Genomic DNA, 19,330 nt, shown 5'->3' with positions numbered 1-19,330 from the left:
TCATTCATTCATTCATTCAAGCTTTGCAGCCAGACATGGCCCTCATGTTGCCCTCCACAAAGCGATCTGGCTAAGACGTACCGCTAATGAAATCCTCAGCCGAATATCCCTCAGGTGATGCACTGCTATACACCTGCTTATAATCGTCCCGCTTCCAACTACTTCGTACCGATGCTTCGACTACCGTATGATCCATCAGCTGCAGAAACTCCGGATGCTGCTGCTCCACCCACTGCCGTGCCTGCTTCATGTCATTCGCATGAGGAATAACAATGGATTGCGGAACTAGGTCAGCAAGGTTATTGTAGTCCTCACGTTTCTCAACCAATCTGGTGAATACGGAAGTATCCTCATTTATCGCTTCGAGCGATTCGTCCACTAGCCGGTAATAGAAACCATGGACTTGCGCGTTTTGTTTGTCTGGAAAAGGTCTATCGAATCTAAGGATTTTCACAATGTGCGGGTGGCTGTTAAACCATCTGTTCTGCTCGTAAACGACGGAATACGAAACATTGATATAGGAATCGTCACCTACCGTACCCAGCTGCTCGTAACTGCAAGGTATCATCCGATCGCCATAGGGACTGATTGAGATGCTGTTCCCTTCGGGAGATGTGCCATACCCATAAACTCTGGCTACTATGATTTCTGTCTGCTGCGATGCAACGATTACGCCCGCTCCAACAACAAGCACACAGCTGATTACGATTCCAACTAACCATTTTCTCATGGATTGCTCTCCCCGCCTGCCTCTTCATTACTTACCCTGCCCGAGAACAACTGTCCATCGTAAATGCCCGTTTTCCATAGGATTTGACCGTCCGCACCGTAGGCTTCAATTTTGAGCGGATCCGGTCCATTTACAGGAGGGGCTTCCAGATTATCGAAGTAAGCAAACCAGTATCGACCTTGTGAGGTCGTGATGATTTTTGCCTCTTGGCTTACGGTTAGCTGCTTTACCAATACGCTCTGTATATCGTTATCCGTAATGACCCCTGCCATAGTGAACTTAGGGATATGCGGATCATTCGTCATTCCCCAGTTGAACCCTTCTACAGGATTCACCTCTACATTCCCACTACTATTCCAATACCCTTGTTCATTGGAGTAGAACGCATGCCTGAAACCTGTTTCATCTTTATACAGAAGTATCCTTCCTTGTGGTACTTCCTCTTGGTAAAGGAATTCGTATGATTCCGGATTGGACATTTTCACAAATAACTTATCCATCTTGTCTTCTTCTGTCTCCGTACATCCCGCGCAGAAGAGCATCACCAGGAATAAGAGGCATAGCCTTTTCACACCATCACCTGCCGCTACTATTAGTCACATCCACCGTATCTCGAAATGAACCGAACACACCTATAAGCAGTCCGATCATGCCAATGGTCACGCCATAACCTGTTGACTCGCCGAAAGCTAAAACGAATAAAATTCCGATCAGCGTTAATTGAATGCCTAACAGCTGCACTTGAAGAACACTCGGCCTGATAAAATCCAACATGACCCCCGCGACAAACAGCAGTGTAACAATGACCACCAATACCGTTACAACTAGTAAGCCGATGCTCGCCATTTAACGTTTGGGCCCCCTTCGATTCAGCCTAATCGCTCTAGGTAAATTCAGGACCCCAATAAGAAAAGTGGAAATGAAGGGGATCCATTGATAGAAATGAACATGAAGTTTACCGTCTCCAACCGGACCGGTCTTGGGCTGATAAAAGTCCCATATGACATACGAAACACCGAGTATGGGGAGTATGATGCACACGATGCTCGCTACTAAATAGATCCCATTTCTGTTCATTCCCTTACCTCCGTCTTATCCGTCAGATGCCGGTTCTGTTCATAAAGGCGCGTACATCATGAGTGCGTGATTCTCGGTGATATACTCATCGTTTATCATTTCACACTCTTGATTATAGACACGCCGATGAAGCACGTTACGCCGAACGTAACCACCCCAAAACTGTTGCTCGATACGGTGCTCCTTCTCATAGATTTCGTATACATACAGTGGTTTGTAAAGCAGTCCCCATCATAAGCCGCAGCCTAGATCTCTGAATGGGTTTCATCTACACTGCACCTTCCTTATATGATCTCAACTTCTATATTTTTACACTTAATTAAGACGTCCGCCGCAACAAAAAGTTGCAATACGAATAGACTGCCGACCAAATTCGTCCGGCAGTCTATCGATTGAGCGATTGAATGAATGAACTTAACGCCCTGCTTTAGCTGAGAGTTCAATTTCCAGACTCTCAGCCTCTTTTCGATGTGTTTTCGGGGCTGAAAGTTCGTTTTTCGCACTCTCAGCATCCAGAGCCAGGAGATCACGGTTGGTTTGCTTTCTGAGAGTTCGATTTCCGAACTCTCAGCTTCATTTTGGTGTGTTTTCAGAGCTAAGAGTTCGTTTTTCGCACTCTCAGCATCCGCGACCTGCCCGCAGAACGACATTCAACCCTCTACCTCGGCGGAAGAATTTTCAGATGCTTGAAATCCTTATAAGCCTCTAGATCGTCCAGGATCAGCTGTTTCCCCCGTCCTAATGCTATGGACAGTCTGTCCTGCCCCGCTTCTTGAACTTGTATGAGGCTCCCGTCAGCGAAACTGATCGACATCCCGTGAAAAAAGGTCTCCACTTCAGCAGTGGAAGCAGCTTCCTCGACGCCGCTCTTAACAAACTTCTTCAGCATGCGGCAGACTTTGTTAATCGATTCGTGGTCAGCCTTGTTGGAACTGTTCAGCGGAACGTAGGTAAGATCCCCGTCCTGTAGATTTACGGACGCCACGGTTTCGGGACTGCAGACAGCTGCCAATTCGCTGAGTGATTTGGGCTTCGGCAAGTTATTCCGTTCCTCCTCGTAAGAAGGCCGATCATAGGTTAATCGAACGGTGCGATTCGTCTTATCCAAGGGACTGTAGTACAGGAAATCCAGCGACCCGTGGCCCATATCGCCGGCATATTTCAACCCATCGACGCTGTACGGAACTTTGTTGTTCAAGGCGTAAGTCCGCTCTTCCCCAGTCAGCAGCTTATCGGCCAACGCGGCGGCGGTATGGTCTTTCAGATCTATTAATGTCAGAAGTCCGGTAAGATTCGGCCGAACGACCAAATAGTCCTCGCCGACTGCTAGCACGGAGTACACCCCATCTTTGCCGACAAGCGCAGGCAGTTCATAGTTGTTTATCTCTTTGCCTTGTTCATCGAATACGGTCACGATTTTGCCATCTGTCAGAACAGAACGCTGGAGCCAGCCATCCGGTCTGTACACTTGAAAATAATTCGTATTCGACTCATAGCGCTGCACGTAGGTTGCCTTCTTCTGGATCACAATTTTACTGTTCTGGATAAACAAGTTATACGCATCATATAGAACGTGATGCTCCTCATCTACATGTTGGTCCACGAATGTAAGTATGCTTGTTAAACCGCCTATTCCACCCATGCTCACCGAGATATTGCCCACAAGCATGCCATCTAACTTACCGATGAGGACGACAGGGTACTGCTCATCTCGCGCCGTATAGATGTCGCTTGTTTCACGGTTATACCATATTGGACTCCCAACCCCTACTTTGAGGTATGTATCCTTGCGTGTAATTCGGACTGTTTTGTTCTTTTCGTCCCACACGACCTCGGCCTTGGTAGCTTCAGAGAAGAACCGAAGCGGAGCGTAAACGCGTCCCTTCAAGTTGATAAGAGGCGCCGTTAATGCGACTTGATGGTCATTAACGGTTGCCTGCTTAGAACCATAACTCAATTTAACGGAGAGCTCCGGGTATTTCATGGACACAACCTTGGCTGCGGCATTCCAGGACACAATCGTTCCGAGCAGCTGGCCCATATCGCGTACGGATAAGTACACATTGCCTCTGGCAACGAGCGGAGCAGAGTTCGACTCGTACATGCGGCCGTTCATCATGACCTTGATTCCGCTCGCATTGGAGGTATCAACAGCTCCGGAATTATCTTCTGCTGAAGCTGACATCGGGATGCTTAACAGCATCGATATAACTAAAGTAATCGTAGCTAGAGAGGTAAGTAATCTTTTAATTAGAAGCAAGGGATCATCCTCCTGTTTAATAGTTAACCGGATGACCATTAGACGACCGCTGCTGAGAAATGTTGCGGCAAATACCTAATAATGGATAATTCATTTGCCGATCGATTGCTCAGTCGCTAACCGTAACAAATACTGGATATTATGCGTCATAACTAGAGGAGGTGTTGCTAGTGCGAATCGTAGTATTCATGTTGCTTTTCGGAGTTATTTTGACAGCTTGCGGAAGTAAACCAGAGGGGGATTTCATTCAAGGAACTGTTGATTCTACTGTTGCTGGTCTCAAGGATACGATTGGAAACCCTGAGTCGGCCAGCGTTTCCTCCAAACTCAATCGGCTGCAAGCATTAGCTGCCGCAACAGATTATGGAGCCAGAACCGAGAAATGGTTTAAAGGGGATTATGGATTCAATATGCTCACGTCTTACCCTAACGATATGGCTCAAGCGGGGGGCGATGCAGGAATTGGACTTGTCCGGATTCCAAAGCAAATTTCGGTTCGCTATCAGATTACCAGCCGGGATCAGGACGGCAACCGGGATAAACTGCTGACTGAAATTGTCGCTGATCGCAGCAATATCAAAGAGGATCAATTTAACTTCTCCTATAAGCTGCCTGATCAGCCCAACACGAATTACTTGCTGAGCTTAGAGGCGCTCAACGCTAAGGGAGTGGTGGAGGATACTTTGTTAGCACCATTCTATGTTCCGGCCCATGAACTGAATGCGCGACTTACTATTGATCCCCCTTTACAGGGAGCCGACCGCACGGAATTAAAACTCTATAACGCGGGGCCGACTGACCTGAATTTGGGCTACGGTTACACGATCTACCGCGATCAACCTGAGGGATGGACGATGGTGCCGGATGATTCGGCTGTTGATGCGATTGGCATTGAAACTCCGCCCGACCATACCTATACCGAGACGGTAAAATTTCCACAGAAACTTCCGCCGGGGAAATACCGCGTAGTGAAAACCTTTGGCGCTGCCAATACGGATATAAGAGCCATATTAGCTGCTGATTTTGAAATCCACTAGCCAATCCGACAGCTCTTCAGAACTGGATTATTGAACGACGTACTCGAAGAAGGCTGTCGGATATCGATTAAACTTAACTACCAAATATCCACGATAGCGATGTTATTCTCCAATCTCGCCTTACTCTGTGCAATCCAATCCTTAAACCACTGATTATCCGAGCTGCTGAACGATTCATCCCCATCATAGTTGCGGAACGCCCCGATATAGACAATCAACTCTCTCAACATTAGGAATAACGGAATTTGCTTCAAAGCCTCGTTGCTTAACGTGTTTTCGAGCCTATAACCTTTCAGAAAAGATCGCATGAAACGGCGTGCTTGATTCTCCCTCTGCTCCCGTCCGCCATCGTCTCCATAGACATAAACCAGATAGTATAACTGGATCGCGATATCTTCCACAAACCAGCTGTACTGCGCTTCGTCGAAATCAAAGAGCGTGATCTTCTCTTCGCTATCCACAGTAAAATTACCGACTCCCATATCCCCATGAATAAGTCCAAAAGCATCAGGATCCGTTGGCAACTCGTTCAGCCGATCCGCCATCAGGTTGTAATTCTCTTTCACGCGCTGATGGGACGGGGGAAGAATATCGATATCCTTCAAGTAATCATTCTGATGCCATGCCAATCTGCGAATGCTGCTGTCCTCGGGTTTATACAGCTTTGATAAAGCATGCATTTGACCCGTGATTCGACCAAGAGACTCATATACTTGTCGTCATCCAGACACGCCGGATAATTCACCTTCTGCCCCGGCGCTTTCTCGAAAGAAACCGCGGTAAAGAACAATTCCGCCGTCACGATTACTTCGGTCCATTCACCGGCCACGGATGGAATCGGCAGCGACGCTGAAATGCCGTGGCTCACCAAATACTGAATCCACGCCAGCTCTGCCTTTACCGCACCAACCGTACGACGGCTTCCCGGCGTTATTCGCAGAATATAAGTACGTCCATTTCGCTGGTACTCGTACACAAAGTTTTGAAATCCACCTATAGAAGTAACCTCTTCGCTGCTAAGTCCATATCGCTCCACGGCACTGGCAAGGACGCCATGACGATGGAAGAGGTCCGTAATGGCATGTTCCATATCTAATTCCCCCTAACCTGAACTCGCATCCAAGTAAGCAATCAACGATTCATAATCGATTCGGCAAAAGCAACCGGTTTGAGCAGCTCCCGATATTCTTCAGCCGTTGCCCCATCCTCCATGCTCCAGCATGAGCTCATTGCCGTCTCGACGAAGAGGCATTGTTTTAAGATCGCGCCCGGTATGCCCAGCTTCCTCTCGAACACGGCGATTATCTCGCTGATTTTGGCATAACCTGCCTCCGAATAATCATCGTCAAATTCATTTAATATAAAGCGCGGAACGTCAAATACAGGATCACCGATTACGCCCTTCGGATCAATGATTCGATAGCTGCCATCCTGCCCAAGCAAAATATTATCGTGGTGGAAATCACCGTGCAGCAGCATCTGCCCATTATACACCGCGGACACCGATAAGCAGATCTCTTCAGCTTTCTTCATATACGCTGCTAATTCACTGCAATCTTGCCGCTTGCCCATGTACTCGGTTATTCTATTTACCCAATCTACGTAAGTTGGATACAGCTCTGTGTTAGCAGCCGTTAGGTGTAGGTCGTTGAACAGCGAACTGAATACGTCCAATCTTGCCGTAAGCGAAGTCACTTCCCTCAGCGGATTCCCTGGTTTGACGCATGCTTCTAGCAACACGCTTCGAACCACATCCGCTTCATACACGTTGCAGAACCGTCTGCCATCATATTGGAGCAACGCGTTATATTCCGTACTTATCTCTACGGAGGAAATTCTGCCTATCTTCAGTACAGAACTCCCGAACTGCGCCGATTCACATATAAATACCAGGTTTGCAGAATAGGAAGGAATAAGCTGAAGCGCGCTCAGCGCCCATCGATCCGCGAAGGTGTCGAGATCCCTCAATACCTTCTCATAGAACAATTGCCCAAACTGCTTCACGATTTGATCGATTTCATTTTGCCGGAATGGATAATGCTTGCTCATTGTTAGGCTTCTCCTCCGCTCAGCTCGCTTCTACTCCGATACTCGGATCGTATCATGCTCGGGGTCCCATACCGTAGTCCAACCGAATGCCGAACCAAGCTCGCGGACAGGTGCAAGCATTTCCCCTCTTACATTGTATACTTCTTTGCCAATAGCGACAGACTGCCCATTCACATAGATGCCCCCCGTTTCTTCCAAATGAAAGGAGAACTCCTTGCCATCTTTTAGAGCAACCGCTATTTTGTCCACTGGGCTCCACGTCATTCGATACCCCATCGCTTCCATAATCCCTCTGACAGAAGCATAAACGCTCCCATCAATCTGCATCGACCACATGACAATCTGCTCCCCATTCACCAGCACGCGAGGCGCTTCCAAGACAGGTTCATATTTGGCAACAGAGAATGTTCCCCATGAGTACGGTTCATACGAGTAAGGCGGAACGCCGAAGCCTTCCTCTCCTCCCCCTAAACCTAATAGCCCGCGGCCAATCTGACCATCGCCGTTTAAGCCCGCCCCCCACAAAGTACCATCCTTCTTAATGAGAAAAGAAGTTCGAAAACCGCTGACAACCTTCTCTGCCTGCTGGCGCTCCAGCATTACGGGATGATTGAACCTATGCGGCTGCAGGCCGTCTCCGATTTGGCGGTAAGAGTTATTACCCCATACCCACACATGGTCAAGCTGATCAAGCGCCAAACATTGCAAATACGAGCATGATAGCTCCTCTATCGATTGAAGCTCCGGAATCCGTTCCAGATGGAGCGGCCCCTCCAACGGATCCCTGTTTCTACCCAGCATACCGCCATAGTTATCTCCAAAGGACCACACGGTGCCGTCCGAACGCAGCAATAGGGTAGATCCTCCTGAACCTATAATTGCCTTAATAGGATCAAGCTTCTCGAATAACCTCGGTTTCGTAATTACAGCTTGATTACCGGTCTGGCTATAATACCAATAAGGCGAGCCCCAGAACCAAAGCTTGCCACGCTTATCGATGGCGAACGCTGCATTACCTTCTATATGTATGGACGCTATCGCAGGCAAACCCGCTACTTGAGCCGGTGCAGCTAGGGACTTCGCTTTGCCAGTACCCAATTCTCCGTACTCGTTGCTTCCCCAAGCCCAGACCGTTCCGTCCTTCTTCAGAGCCAGCGCAGCGTCATAGCCTAATTGAACATCTTTCACATCGCGCAGTCCTTCGATTTCTTTCGGAATTCTCGTGAATTCCGAATGGGCTGACGAATAGGTTACCCCATCGTAAGTGCCGTATCGTAATTGGCCAAACATCCACGCTGTCCCATCCTTCTTCACGGCAACGCCCGTATCCCCGTAAGTAGAAGAAAGTCTAATAGAATCTACATCCGTTAATTCCGGCACTTGAACGGCGGTCGTTGTCAGACGCGTCGTCAGGTTGGCTCCCCAGGTCCAGACAGTCCCGTCAGTCTTCAGGGCCAGCGTACTTGCATATCCTGAAGCAACCTGTTTGACATTCGAGAGCACTTTTCCTTCAATGGTCATGGATTGCTCCCGTGAATTTTCCGCCGATACGCCTAATGGAATCAGCAAACTAGCCATACCTAACAGCACGATCAACTTTAGTAAACGAGAATGTCTCATTTCCACTCCACCTCGGAACCATTAATTAGGATATCTTCATAGATCATAGACGTTTACTCTGCAAAAAGGTTACTGAACTACTGAAAAGACTGCCAATTGGCAGTCTAGTCGATGGTCTATTTAATTCTCAGGTCAATGTCGCCATGAATTCGAGTTGGATAGTCGACGATGGTGAGCGTCAGCGGGCCTTGATAATTCGCCTTCTTGATAAAATACTGAAACTCGTCGCCGGAAGATCCCGTCATATGCGACTCAAAGGTTTTGCCGGATGCATCCTTGAATCTCATGTCTAAAATGTTGTATTGACGGTTCTCATCAAGCGGGTTGTCATTCTTCAGTTTTAAGACAATTATGCTCTGACCATCCTCCTTGCTGGTGCCGACATCACTTAAGGTAAGATGATCATCGGGACTCGCGAGCAATTTCTTATGATCAAGATCCACTTTAATCTCCAGCTTGTTTTTGTCCAATGCCCGAATACTGTTCGCCCGTAAGTAGAGCCGGTGCGGCTTACGGAAATAGTTGCTCTGGAAGTAGAGCACTTGCCGATTCTCGGTTATGGTTGAACCGGATACGCCATTAGTAATGGTCCCGAACGTTTCACCGCGCTCATCTTCAATCCGTATATCGTCAAAGTAGAACAACTTCTTCGTGTTGGCCGGATCATAAGCGACCTCCAGCCCAATCCGGGTCGGGTAAACGGTCATTTTCCCAAAGGTGATATGCTGACCTTCGACGGTAACCGTCTTATTGATAGCATAGGTTTCTTTTAAGCCTTCAAACTTCGCCTTATCCACTGGAATTGCAAATTTCCAAACCTCACCAATGGCTGTTTTCTCGTCCTTACCGACCTTCAGCTCCAGGTTGAGGATATCGGGAACCTCTGCTCCCTCTTGAAAATTAAAATCGATCGTGCCTTTCTTGCTTACCCACTCCTCGCTGAAATCCGAGGAACCATGCGAGCTGCTGAACTCTTTGCCATTCAGCAGATTAATCCGCTGAACATTAACGACTCGCTTCCGTCCGTCCATGTTGTTCAGGGTGTAGAAGACGATAACCCGCGATTCATCTGCAAGTACGCCATCCACGGTCACCTTGATGCCATCATGCTCTTCGGACAGGCCTACCGGCTGCATAAAATCATTTTCTAAGGCAAGCTCCAGCCCTTTGTCATGATTAATAAGCTCAACAAGTGGCCGAAGTCCAGGCAAATCGCCAACATAGGCAGCAACAACAGGCGAGAAGCGGACTGAAGCTACCGTTATCAGAAGCAGTAGGCATGCTGTATAAGAAGCGAATCTAGTTACTGTGCGGCGCCTTCTGCGTTGCCTTGCAAGCCGCATGCCATTCCTAATTCTCTCATCGACAGTCGAAGGAACTACAATCTGATTGATCTGTTCCTTCATTGCCTCTAACTGAGGCCAATCCTGTTCGTACGAATCGCGAAAATCATTCATGAGGTTCACCGTCCTTCTCCAGCCGCTGCCGCAACCCGCCGAGTGCTTTGTGCAGCCATGTTTTTATCGTACCTTCCGGCTTCCTTAACGTTCTCGCAATTTCGGTGATCGTCAGATCATGATAATATTTCAGCTCAATGACGGTCCGATAGTTGGCATCCAGCCGTTCCACCGCCGATTCGAGCATGACCTTCTCCAGCAAAGCAGATTCACCGCTCGCCACCTGCTGCTCTTCAGCACTGGCTGCCACCTGCCGTTTCTCATTCCGACGAGCCCGCCTCTTGGTCTCGTCCGCGCAATAGTTCATCAGAATGCGAATCAGCCAGCTGCCAAAATAGCCCGGTTCCTTCAATTTGTGTAGCTGCATGTAAGCCCGGCAGGTCACTTCTTGTATGGCTTCAAGCGCATCGTTCTCATTCTTTAAGTACGAATAGGCAATCCGGTACATTTTATCCTTGTGCTGCGTAATGAGGCTGTAGAAGGCCGCATCGTCTCCGCGTTTAGCTGCAAGAGCCAGCAATTCATCATCCATGCGATTCCTCTCCTGCCATTGTGCTTCTTCTACTTGTTAGACTCTGCAGAACGTCAAACGGTTTTCGTTCATTAAAAAAATGTGTGCTCGAATATCAAAAAGGCCGCCTAACCGGCAGCCTTCCTGGTAACGAGCATCTATTCGGACTTTCTACCAATGTACATGAAATGTTCAGCTAAACTCAATAGCTCCTCGCGTTCACATACTTGCTCCGCCAAGTCGAGCCACGCCGATACCACCTCGGGCGGTTGCGTAAGAAGCTCCGGCTCCCGCATGTATAGGAAGCTTTCGCAGTTAAGCACGTGCAGCTTCTCTAGTTGGAAAGCTTCAAAGAAGGGTGCTACATCTCGGGGACGAATGTAATAGTTGTCCGTGAATCCATGTCCGGCAAAATTCGCATCCTCAATCATCGTATGAAGCTCAGACTGGCGATCGGCAGATAGGATCAATGCCGGATTGCGGATCAGGTAGTCCCACACAAATGAATAAGATGAGACAAAGGATACGAATAGAATTCCGTTTGGCTTTAGCTTCTTCAAGCATTCCTGAATTGTAGCAGCCCGGTCCTTCTCTTCTTTCAGATGATACATCGGTCCCATGCAGAGCACATGATCAAATGGCTCATCCGCAATACTCGATAAGTCCCGGCTATCCACGCATAACCCCTTAAGCGGTAGCCCGAGTTCCTTCGCTTTATGCAACGCAAAGTTCACATTGTTAGGCGAGAGATCTGCCAGCGTCACTTCGCAGCCATGCGCCGAGAGATGAAGCGAGTACCTGCCCGGTCCTCCGCCGAGATCGAGCACTTTGTCACCTGGTTTGATGTAGCGATTCATATAACGTTTGCTAAGCTCGAACTCAACCTTGTGGCGATCGAGCCGATCCCATTCATACTGCACCGTCTCATCGTAGAACCTTCGAACAATCTCAACGTCATCCATAAGAACACTCCTCGTCGTCGAACAAACTCAATTGGAACGAGTCCGCAACAGGCGGCTGATAATAGAGATTTGCACCACTTCATTGACAATGAGATCTGCTAATTGTTCGCTCATAGCTTTTCCTCCTGATTGGAGATTGGAGTCTTTCGGGATGTTATTCTATGAGTTTCCAAGCCTTCTTGGCATAGACCAACCAAACTTTATTATCACTAACCACATCACGTAAGCCATAGACTTTGTCCATATCCGTGTAATGACCAACCGTTGCAAGTGGAATCTTATATTCGGCTGTTTTCTTGATCGCTTTGGATAAGTCAATGAATAATCCATCTCGGGTAAACTCCAATAGTGCTGCTGATACTTCCTTCGGAACAGCCCCAAACTTCCTTCCCGTCAGCTTTCGCAGCTTATCTACAATAACGTTGGCCAGAAGTATTTCATAATCGTGCTCGTCCGTTACATAGAGCTTGTTGAACCAACCATCATCATGAGCATAATACGCAAATCTCACCTTTGGCAATTGATGCAACGGTCTAGCGAGATGCCCGAAAAACAATAATTCCGCAATTTGAGTGTTGTTTAATGCATCCAAATCCTCTTCTTGCGCAAAATCCACCCAGCAAAAATCCCCATAGCCGTAAACATCATCCTCGATCAGCTCATCAAGCTCTTCCCGAGTCACATAATCAAATCGAGAATGAGGATTCCATTGCGCATTCGAAAAATGATGTTGGAGCAGAATTAGGTTCTCCGGTCTAGGCGTCACACCGATCATAAACTCATGAAATTCAATCCCATACGAATAGAAGCAGTTATTCGGATGCATTTGGCTGACATAAATCAAATCTCGGATTTTCTTCTTTTTCTTCATGAATCGATTCTCCGTTTCACTGAAATAACGCCCGCTGCGCGAGCCATAGATCCAAATCCACAGAACCTTGCACGCCCAGCAGCCGATAGAAATACCGATAGACGGGGCGATAGTGCGTTAAATCCGGAGGGGGCAGAATCGTCGAATAACCTTCGAGGAAGGAAGCAGCAGAGCGTTCATCGAGCACATATTCCAATCCGACAAAATCAAGCTCACGAGGACCAACCGCATAAGCTTCAACATCCACGACTGCGGATAACATCCCCTCTTGCATGAGGAACTGCGACGAATCTAGATCTATAAAAATAGGGCAAAAGTGAGCAGGTACCGGAAGAACGTCAAGCTCCTCAAGAATGGCGTTGAGTTTCCCTGCTATCTTGTTATCATTCGCATAATCGCGCTCGACGAGCTGCTTTATGGTGTGAGCCATGCGAGTATGGAAGAATTCCAGCCGTCCAATTGGGTCACCGGCAAGGTTGCCAAAATAGTCGCACCGCTGCGCATGCACTCGAGCCAACCAGACGCCTAACTGATGCAGGAGCGTATCAGATTGCATGGTGAACGACCGGAGTGTCTGACCGCTCATCTTCTCAACGACAAGATATTCTCTGCCCTCGATGATCTCTTGCTTCAGAATTCGCGGCGCCGGAATATCTGCAATCGTACGGAGCATTGCAGCATTCGCTATGAAGTGATGCATTCGTCTGGGATCAATTCCAAACAGATCATAACACCCCCACCAAAACTCATGGGTAGGTGCTTCCTTCCATCTGGATGAACGTACGACACATTCCTCCGATGCGGTCTTCACCAGCCAGACATCGCTCGCATGCCCGGAATAACCAGGATCGAGCGCTGTTATTTGTTCAATCGGTTTCTCAAAGAGCTGCTGAAGCTGAGAATCCGTAGTCATAGCTGGAACACTCCCCTTTGCATTATCGTGCTAACGAATCCTACAGGTCTTATTCGTGCCTAATTCGCAAGTTCTCGATTCTAACGAACTGTAGAGGTCTTATTGCGGAGGAATGATACGAAAAAGAGCCATTTAACACCACATAAGACCTCCAGGATTCGTTAGACTTTCAACCACCGTCTTTTTGTTGAAATAAGACCTCTAGGATTCGTTAGCATGCTGTCTCACCATTGACCGCGCCAACCGAAACCCAAGATCATCGATGCAAAAGGTCGGGTGACTGCGGCGGCGGCAGGTTGCCCCACAGCCCCTAGCCTCTTCGGCCCAGCTCCCACCTCGAAAAATCCGATAAGTGCCATACACTTCCTCATCATAGAGATCCCAGCACCACTCCCACACATTACCAAGCATATCGTATAATCCCCACGCGTTCGGTTCCTTCCCACCTGCCTCATGGACGATTCCGCCAGAATTCTCTTCATACCAAGCGATCTGATCAAGCTCACCGTATCGGTAACCAGTAGTGCCGGCTTTACATGCATACTGCCACTCCGCTTCCGTGGGAAGACGATAGCCGTCCGCTTCCCAGTCGCAATCCACATTATCAGAACGAATGGAGTAACAAGCCTGCAGCCCCTCTCTCTCCGACAGCAGGTTGCAGAACTTCACGGCATCCATCCAAGAGACATTCACTACCGGCCACCTCGGATCACTGTCCGAAGGAGCAGCAGCACCTGTAATCGCGCCATACAGCCCCACCGTTACCGGATATCGAGCAAGCAGAAACCCATTCACCGCCGTTTTCCATTTGCTTTTCACACGGTCGTCCCTTAGCTCAACTTCTCCCCTGGGGATCTCCACCATCGTAAGCTCAACATTGCTCCATCTATCTTTTGACACATTGCTTTCCTCCCACGGAGACTCATTTCTTATCGGTTCAGAAAAAGGATTCTAGCATCCAATCATAATCTCTCGCATGTAATAATATGGAAATAGATTCACCATCATTATGTCTTACAAAAGGAGATGTTGCAACATGGCACCATGTAATGCCCAAGCAACGGGGACATGCTCCGAGGCTGAAGGTTCAGATACGCTGGCAAGCGCAGACGCCTCTCATGTAGAAGGCTTCCAATCAACGGCGAGCGGTTTTGCCGCTCACGCGGAAGGCTATGCAAATACGGCTCAAGGACCTGCCTCGCATGCGGAGGGCGGAAGCTCGCTCGCAGAGGGGATCTATTCGCATGCCGAAGGCAGAGAAACAGATGCCTCCAATGAGGCTTCGCATGCGGAAGGTTTTCTAGCCATTGCAAGCGGATTCGCCGCTCACGCGGAAGGCTACGCCACGAATGCGATTGGTCCTGCCTCGCACGCGGAAGGCGGCGGTTCGATTTCATTCGGCATCTATGCGCATGCGGAAGGGGAAGTGGCGCAAGCCATCGGCGACCGCTCGCATGCGGAAGGGATGAATACGCTGGCTAGTGGGATGAATGCGCATGCCGAAGGGGAGTTGACCCAGGCTTCCGGCTTAGATTCTCACGCCGAAGGACTAGAAACGTTCGCTACCGGACAATGCGCGCATGCCGAAGGCGAAAGCAGCACCGCAAGCGGCAGAGCATCGCATGTGGAAGGAAACTTGAACCTGGCTAGCGGTATCTTCGCACATGCGGAAGGACAGCGCACAGTTGCAAGCGGCGATGTCTCGCATGCCGAAGGAAACCAAAGCATGGCAAGCGGCCAATCGGCGCACGCAGAGGGAGCCGTGACGACGGCAAGCGGTTTCTCCTCGCATGCTCAAGGCGTGAATACGATTGCCGACGGATTATTTTCGCACGCTGAAGGACTGAATACATCTACAAACCTGCTTGACGGGGTACACATTATGGGGCAATTCGGCTCAGCCAACGAGCTGTCCTACTCGTGGTATCTGGCTAATGGAACGAGTGAGGGTGCGCCGGGAATAGCAGCGAAGATTCTAAGTAATGGCAATGTGAAAATCGACGGAACGATGAGCAGTCCTGCTGCTGACTATGCCGAAATGTTCGAAATCTATGACGGACAACCCATCGAACCGGGCTATTTCCTCGCCTTGGTTGAAGATAAGGTGCGCATAGCTACTTCTGCGGATCCCTACATTGTAGGCATTACCAGCGGCAAGCCTGCTTTTCTATCCGATAGCGCCGACCTAGGCTGGCATCGCAAATTCATGACGGATGAGTGGGGACGAACCCTTTATCAGGATGTACAGATTCCGGAACGGCGGGACGACTCGGGACAGCTGCTTGCGCCCGGTCGCACAGATAGGCAGCCTATCTTGAATCCCGAATGGAACCCGCTTCAAGACTATGTGCCTCGGTTAAACCGGCCGGAGTGGGTAGCTGTAGGCATGGTGGGGAAATTGCTTGTACGAGATGATGGTTCTTGCCAACCTGGCGGATTGTGCCTGCCGAACGATAATGGAATCGCCACGCTCGCGGACGAAGGGTACTATGTGCTGAGAAGAACTCGCCCTAATCAAATCTTAGTGTTGCTGGGCAAGCGTTATTAGTTATTTGGACATAAAAAAACCGCCTTTGGCGGTTTTTTCTTGTTCGATTATCTGTTCCGGTTAGAACATGCCGTTCTCATTAATGGATTGCGCTGGTATGGCCTGCCCTAAATCCCACAATTCGACGATGCGGCCGTCCTCGAAGCGGAAGATGTGGACTACGGCAGCTCCGAGGTCTCCAGGCTTCTGTCTCACGTGGGAATAGACCATGACGCAATCCCCTTCTTCGATGGTGCGTTTGACATCAAGGGTCTTATGAGGATTCAAAGTCGCGTTTTCTTCCATCGCCAGCATGAGCGATTCCGCATCGCCGCGGAAGTAGGCATTGTGATGACGGAAATCAGCTCCTACATAACTCTCGTAGGCCTCGCGTACTTTCCCCGAAGCAACCAGCCGTAAAAATGACACAGCCTTCTCTTTAAGTGGTTCCGTATGCATGGCAATCATCCTTTCAATGTTTTTCAGGCCGACGCTCTTCTTTCATTTTACCATTACAAATTCATAAATTCCTCGAAACGTACTCGAGAACGTATCTCGGCTGATACGCACTTGTGCCTTCAGCTGCTGTTCTGCCAGCCCCGCTTGGAAAGCCCCGATAAACAAGCTGGCACTCTTCGAGATTTGACCGCCGAGGACAATGACGTCCGGGTCGAATTGTCGCAGCGCCGGTCCCAAAATCATCGCCATCCGCTCGCCGAACGCTTCGAACAGTTCAATCTCAGGCTTACTTCCGCGAAACGCGGCTTCAGCCAGTTCACGCACATCTCTACTGCCGAGTTCGAGGCCGAGTTCCTCGGCAAGCCGCAGCACGCCGCTCTTCGAGATATATTGATCGGCGATTCCGTCGCGATAAGGCGTCTGGTACAGCCAGCCGTTATCCGGCACATCTGAGCGATGCTTTACCAAACCTCCGTCTTCTAAGAAACAGGAGCCAAGGCCGGTGCCAATTGTGAGGCATACCGCTCTGTCCGGCTCCAATGGCGTATCCCGCTCTACTCGAACCTCCTTTGAGCCAGCCAATTCCCCAAGACCAAACAATGCCGCGTCGTTCTCGAAAGCAATGCGGAACTGCGGCGCCAGCCGACCCCGCAGACGATCATCCGCGCGCATCGCCGCTTCGAGCAGCGTCCCTACGGAAAGGCCGTACAACGACTCGAATTTGCCTAATCCTCGGATCAGGCAGATCCCGTTCTCGTAATCGAAAGGGCCGGGGAATGCGAGCCCGAAGCCGGTAATCGGCTCCCCATCCAGTCCGCCTCGCTTCAACATATCCTGCACAATCGCAACGAAATGCGCCAGGATCGCATTCGCTCCCAAATCCGATTTTGCCTCATATTGCCCAATCGTCTGCTCAATTATGGAGCCGTCACGCATGACCGCCGCTTTAATTTGCGTACCGCCAACATCAAAAGCCAGAATAACGCCTGGGTTCATCACGACTCACCCCTAAGCTCTGACAAATGCTTTGATCGTGCCAATCGTCTTGCCAACGCTCGGACCGCTTGGACGAATCGTGTACGCCGGAATGGAAGCCGGCACGATGAACGTTTCCGCATAACGGATGACGAAGGGTTCGAACGCGCCGTCCGGACTTTCCACCGTCGCCTCTTCGCCTTCGATCAAATTCAGCATATGGACGCTGCCGTTAGCTTCATGCCGAACAGGTGCGGAGAACCAGTGCCGCCGCGTCTCGATAAACTCCAGATCATGGAGACCCGTCCGCTCTTCCTTCCAGCCTTCGCCTTCCGCAACCGGTTCAACTCTGCCGACGCAGCTCTTCGTCCACTCCGTCGTCCGCTCCCACTGAATGACCTTCTCCCCATGGTCCACATGGACAGGGCGCGGTTTGCCATCCAGTCCGAGACGGTCCCAATCCCACAGCTTAAAGGTGAATATATAAGGTGTTGCGCTAATTTCAAGCACCATGCATCCCTCGCCCGAGCAATGAACAGTCCCCGCAGGAATGAGAAAATGATCATGTTTAGCAGCCGGGTACACATTCACGTAGTTCTCGGCCGGGAAAGTAAAATCACCTTGCTGCGCTTTACGCAGATCCGCCATCATTTGCTCCGCATCCACATTGTCCTTCAGTCCCAAATACACTTCCGCGCCGGGAACCGCCTCCAGAATGTAGTAGCTCTCATCCTGCGTATATGGCATACCGAACTGCTCACGGATATATTCCGTCGTTGGATGCACCTGCAAACTCAATTTCTGGCCGCCGATCGTATCGAGGAAGTCGAAACGAATGGGAAACTCTGCCCCGAAACGCGAGTACACCTTCTCCCCGAGCAGCTTAATCGATTCGAAGAAGACCAGATTAATCGAAGGCAGCTCCACCCGAAGCGCACCGTATTGAAAATATAGACTGTTCTCCTCAGGCACTCCATCAAAGCCCCACGCATACGGATGGTTCCGCTTCGGCAGATCAATGTTCGCCTCAAGCCAAGTTCCGCCCCATACGCCGGGATCAAAATACGGCACAAGCCGGAACGGCTGACTAACCGTTTGGGCAAGACCGGCAAACAAGGCTTCCCGGGAAACCATCTTGGGAGCATCCGCTGCATGGGTATCCAGATAGTAATCGATCCCGCCGAGCAGCGATTTCTTCAGTCGATCTGCCATGCGCCATTCGAAGAAGAAGCCGCGCTTGTAGAGACGGAGAATGTCCGTTTCCACGACCTTCGTTCTCCAGTTGCTATACGTCTTCGCACGATAGCGCTGCTGGATTTCCCAGCGCGCCAAGTCGGCGTACAGCAGCATATCGCCGCTTGTCACAAGTGTTGCGCCGAAACCGATAACGACAACGACGCCGGACTGTACCGCATCGATTCCATCACGGAGCTGCTGCAGCTTATCCGCATCATAGAACTCTTCCATTCGAAAAGGCGTCATATAGCCAAACACGCGGTCATCCGTCATATAACGCTCGACTTTGCGGTCAACCTCATCAGGTTCCAGCGCCGCGTCTTCCGCGTTTATGATTAGCGCAGGTGTCAGTGCAGCAGACAGCCCTGCGATAATTTCCTCTTGTCTTACGCCGGGATAACATTCCACGACGACAACGGTTTTCGGTTTGTTTTTACCCGAAATAGCTTCCCGTACCGTATCTGCGATTGCTTCATACCCCGACCACGCTTCATGCTCCCAGCCCTGAATCGTCACAATCGGTTCCTTGTTGTATCCCGAATTCATGATTAACTCCCTCTCTACTTGCGTCTACATCCCGCCGGATTTTTTCACCTATTTTAACACAAATAAGCAGGAAGCCGAACCTGATTCCGATTATTCCATT

Annotated in this window: 19 protein-coding genes and 1 pseudogene; 2 read left to right on the top strand and 18 right to left on the bottom strand. The window is 49.7% G+C overall.

Going from position 1 to position 19,330, the window contains the following annotated elements:
• Positions 1 to 70: 70 nt before the first annotated feature.
• The 5 genes and pseudogenes from AC6ESO_RS26775 to AC6ESO_RS26755 form a co-directional block, all read right to left on the bottom strand.
• Positions 71 to 730: a hypothetical protein gene (locus AC6ESO_RS26775; protein WP_497094060.1), complete on the bottom strand. Its 660-nt coding sequence runs from the start codon at positions 728 to 730 to the stop codon at positions 71 to 73.
• Positions 727 to 1,230, bottom strand: a complete 504-nt coding sequence (locus AC6ESO_RS26770; protein ID WP_497094059.1) for a hypothetical protein — start codon at positions 1,228 to 1,230, stop codon at positions 727 to 729. Before AC6ESO_RS26770 ends, AC6ESO_RS26775 begins: the two co-directional genes overlap by 4 nt.
• 76 nt (positions 1,231 to 1,306) lie before the next feature.
• Positions 1,307 to 1,576 carry a hypothetical protein gene (locus AC6ESO_RS26765; protein WP_497094058.1) on the bottom strand — a complete coding sequence of 90 codons (270 nt, stop codon included), beginning with the start codon at positions 1,574 to 1,576 and terminating at the stop codon, positions 1,307 to 1,309.
• A gap of 270 nt (positions 1,577 to 1,846) precedes the next feature.
• Positions 1,847 to 2,026: pseudogene (locus AC6ESO_RS26760) on the bottom strand (VanW family protein); the annotation flags it as partial.
• Between the two features lie 439 nt (positions 2,027 to 2,465).
• Positions 2,466 to 4,067 (bottom strand): copper amine oxidase N-terminal domain-containing protein, encoded by a 1,602-nt coding sequence (locus AC6ESO_RS26755; protein WP_497094057.1) that lies wholly within the window; start codon positions 4,065 to 4,067, stop codon positions 2,466 to 2,468.
• 170 nt (positions 4,068 to 4,237) lie between these two features.
• Between AC6ESO_RS26755 and AC6ESO_RS26750 the strand changes: the two genes are divergently transcribed.
• On the top strand, positions 4,238 to 5,104 hold the full coding sequence (locus AC6ESO_RS26750; protein ID WP_497094056.1) for an immunoglobulin-like domain-containing protein: 867 nt from the start codon (positions 4,238 to 4,240) through the stop codon (positions 5,102 to 5,104).
• A 77-nt stretch (positions 5,105 to 5,181) separates the two neighbouring features.
• Here AC6ESO_RS26750 and AC6ESO_RS26745 read toward each other — a convergent pair whose 3' ends face one another.
• The 10 genes from AC6ESO_RS26745 to AC6ESO_RS26700 all read right to left on the bottom strand — a co-directional run bounded on the left by AC6ESO_RS26745 (position 5,182) and on the right by AC6ESO_RS26700 (position 14,351).
• On the bottom strand, positions 5,182 to 5,784 hold the full coding sequence (locus AC6ESO_RS26745) for a phosphotransferase enzyme family protein (protein WP_497094055.1): 603 nt from the start codon (positions 5,782 to 5,784) through the stop codon (positions 5,182 to 5,184).
• Positions 5,706 to 6,194, bottom strand: coding sequence for a phosphotransferase enzyme family protein (locus AC6ESO_RS26740; protein ID WP_497094054.1), 489 nt, complete (start codon positions 6,192 to 6,194; stop codon positions 5,706 to 5,708). The genes AC6ESO_RS26745 and AC6ESO_RS26740 overlap by 79 nt, the downstream gene beginning before the upstream one ends.
• Positions 6,195 to 6,235: 41 nt before the next feature.
• The gene (locus AC6ESO_RS26735) at positions 6,236 to 7,153 is read right to left on the bottom strand and encodes an aminoglycoside phosphotransferase family protein (RefSeq protein WP_497094053.1); all 918 of its coding nucleotides are present in this window, start codon (positions 7,151 to 7,153) and stop codon (positions 6,236 to 6,238) included.
• Between the two features lie 30 nt (positions 7,154 to 7,183).
• Positions 7,184 to 8,773, bottom strand: a complete 1,590-nt coding sequence (locus tag AC6ESO_RS26730) for a stalk domain-containing protein (RefSeq protein ID WP_497094052.1) — start codon at positions 8,771 to 8,773, stop codon at positions 7,184 to 7,186.
• 116 nt (positions 8,774 to 8,889) lie between these two features.
• A complete protein-coding gene (locus AC6ESO_RS26725) occupies positions 8,890 to 10,230 on the bottom strand; it encodes a DUF4179 domain-containing protein (RefSeq protein ID WP_497094051.1) in 1,341 nt (446 codons plus the stop codon).
• Positions 10,223 to 10,762, bottom strand: a complete 540-nt coding sequence (locus tag AC6ESO_RS26720; RefSeq protein ID WP_497094050.1) for a sigma-70 family RNA polymerase sigma factor — start codon at positions 10,760 to 10,762, stop codon at positions 10,223 to 10,225. The genes AC6ESO_RS26725 and AC6ESO_RS26720 overlap by 8 nt, the downstream gene beginning before the upstream one ends.
• A 137-nt stretch (positions 10,763 to 10,899) precedes the next feature.
• On the bottom strand, positions 10,900 to 11,703 hold the full coding sequence (locus AC6ESO_RS26715; protein WP_497094049.1) for a class I SAM-dependent methyltransferase: 804 nt from the start codon (positions 11,701 to 11,703) through the stop codon (positions 10,900 to 10,902).
• 154 nt (positions 11,704 to 11,857) lie between these two features.
• Complete coding sequence (locus tag AC6ESO_RS26710; RefSeq protein ID WP_497094048.1) at positions 11,858 to 12,574, bottom strand: hypothetical protein; 717 nt, start codon at positions 12,572 to 12,574, stop codon at positions 11,858 to 11,860.
• Positions 12,575 to 12,590: 16 nt separating this feature from the next.
• Positions 12,591 to 13,487 (bottom strand): phosphotransferase, encoded by an 897-nt coding sequence (locus AC6ESO_RS26705; protein WP_497094047.1) that lies wholly within the window; start codon positions 13,485 to 13,487, stop codon positions 12,591 to 12,593.
• A gap of 201 nt (positions 13,488 to 13,688) precedes the next feature.
• Positions 13,689 to 14,351 (bottom strand): formylglycine-generating enzyme family protein, encoded by a 663-nt coding sequence (locus tag AC6ESO_RS26700; RefSeq protein WP_497094142.1) that lies wholly within the window; start codon positions 14,349 to 14,351, stop codon positions 13,689 to 13,691.
• Positions 14,352 to 14,523: 172 nt separating this feature from the next.
• Between AC6ESO_RS26700 and AC6ESO_RS26695 the strand changes: the two genes are divergently transcribed.
• Positions 14,524 to 16,035, top strand: a complete 1,512-nt coding sequence (locus tag AC6ESO_RS26695; RefSeq protein WP_497094046.1) for a peptidase G2 autoproteolytic cleavage domain-containing protein — start codon at positions 14,524 to 14,526, stop codon at positions 16,033 to 16,035.
• Positions 16,036 to 16,095: 60 nt separating this feature from the next.
• On the opposite strand, the gene AC6ESO_RS26690 is transcribed toward AC6ESO_RS26695, so the two are convergent.
• Genes AC6ESO_RS26690 through AC6ESO_RS26680 form a run of 3 tightly spaced genes read right to left on the bottom strand, consistent with a single transcriptional unit; the run spans position 16,096 to position 19,230 of the window.
• Positions 16,096 to 16,473 carry a nuclear transport factor 2 family protein gene (locus AC6ESO_RS26690; RefSeq protein ID WP_497094045.1) on the bottom strand — a complete coding sequence of 126 codons (378 nt, stop codon included), beginning with the start codon at positions 16,471 to 16,473 and terminating at the stop codon, positions 16,096 to 16,098.
• Positions 16,474 to 16,515: 42 nt separating this feature from the next.
• On the bottom strand, positions 16,516 to 17,469 hold the full coding sequence (locus AC6ESO_RS26685; protein ID WP_497094044.1) for an ROK family protein: 954 nt from the start codon (positions 17,467 to 17,469) through the stop codon (positions 16,516 to 16,518).
• 12 nt (positions 17,470 to 17,481) lie between these two features.
• On the bottom strand, positions 17,482 to 19,230 hold the full coding sequence (locus AC6ESO_RS26680) for a class I mannose-6-phosphate isomerase (RefSeq protein ID WP_497094043.1): 1,749 nt from the start codon (positions 19,228 to 19,230) through the stop codon (positions 17,482 to 17,484).
• Positions 19,231 to 19,330: the final 100 nt, after the last annotated feature.

The sequence above is a fragment of the Paenibacillus rhizoryzae genome (assembly GCF_059686995.1).
The sequence above is the reverse complement of the archived record's forward strand: the minus strand, read 5'-3'. Positions and strand labels throughout refer to the sequence as shown.

Coding starts and splice junctions, on each gene's coding strand:
- AC6ESO_RS26740 (WP_497094054.1), bottom strand. CDS start 6,194: ATGGAACATGCCATTACGGACCTCTTCCATCGTCATGGCGTCCTTGCC.
- AC6ESO_RS26705 (WP_497094047.1), bottom strand. CDS start 13,487: ATGACTACGGATTCTCAGCTTCAGCAGCTCTTTGAGAAACCGATTGAA.
- AC6ESO_RS26710 (WP_497094048.1), bottom strand. CDS start 12,574: ATGAAGAAAAAGAAGAAAATCCGAGATTTGATTTATGTCAGCCAAATG.
- AC6ESO_RS26680 (WP_497094043.1), bottom strand. CDS start 19,230: ATGAATTCGGGATACAACAAGGAACCGATTGTGACGATTCAGGGCTGG.
- AC6ESO_RS26765 (WP_497094058.1), bottom strand. CDS start 1,576: ATGGCGAGCATCGGCTTACTAGTTGTAACGGTATTGGTGGTCATTGTT.
- AC6ESO_RS26730 (WP_497094052.1), bottom strand. CDS start 8,773: ATGAGACATTCTCGTTTACTAAAGTTGATCGTGCTGTTAGGTATGGCT.
- AC6ESO_RS26745 (WP_497094055.1), bottom strand. CDS start 5,784: ATGCATGCTTTATCAAAGCTGTATAAACCCGAGGACAGCAGCATTCGC.
- AC6ESO_RS26775 (WP_497094060.1), bottom strand. CDS start 730: ATGAGAAAATGGTTAGTTGGAATCGTAATCAGCTGTGTGCTTGTTGTT.
- AC6ESO_RS26685 (WP_497094044.1), bottom strand. CDS start 17,469: ATGAACCCAGGCGTTATTCTGGCTTTTGATGTTGGCGGTACGCAAATT.
- AC6ESO_RS26720 (WP_497094050.1), bottom strand. CDS start 10,762: ATGGATGATGAATTGCTGGCTCTTGCAGCTAAACGCGGAGACGATGCG.
- AC6ESO_RS26690 (WP_497094045.1), bottom strand. CDS start 16,473: ATGCATACGGAACCACTTAAAGAGAAGGCTGTGTCATTTTTACGGCTG.
- AC6ESO_RS26770 (WP_497094059.1), bottom strand. CDS start 1,230: ATGGATAAGTTATTTGTGAAAATGTCCAATCCGGAATCATACGAATTC.
- AC6ESO_RS26695 (WP_497094046.1), top strand. CDS start 14,524: ATGGCACCATGTAATGCCCAAGCAACGGGGACATGCTCCGAGGCTGAA.
- AC6ESO_RS26735 (WP_497094053.1), bottom strand. CDS start 7,153: ATGAGCAAGCATTATCCATTCCGGCAAAATGAAATCGATCAAATCGTG.
- AC6ESO_RS26700 (WP_497094142.1), bottom strand. CDS start 14,351: ATGGTGGAGATCCCCAGGGGAGAAGTTGAGCTAAGGGACGACCGTGTG.
- AC6ESO_RS26725 (WP_497094051.1), bottom strand. CDS start 10,230: ATGAATGATTTTCGCGATTCGTACGAACAGGATTGGCCTCAGTTAGAG.
- AC6ESO_RS26715 (WP_497094049.1), bottom strand. CDS start 11,703: ATGGATGACGTTGAGATTGTTCGAAGGTTCTACGATGAGACGGTGCAG.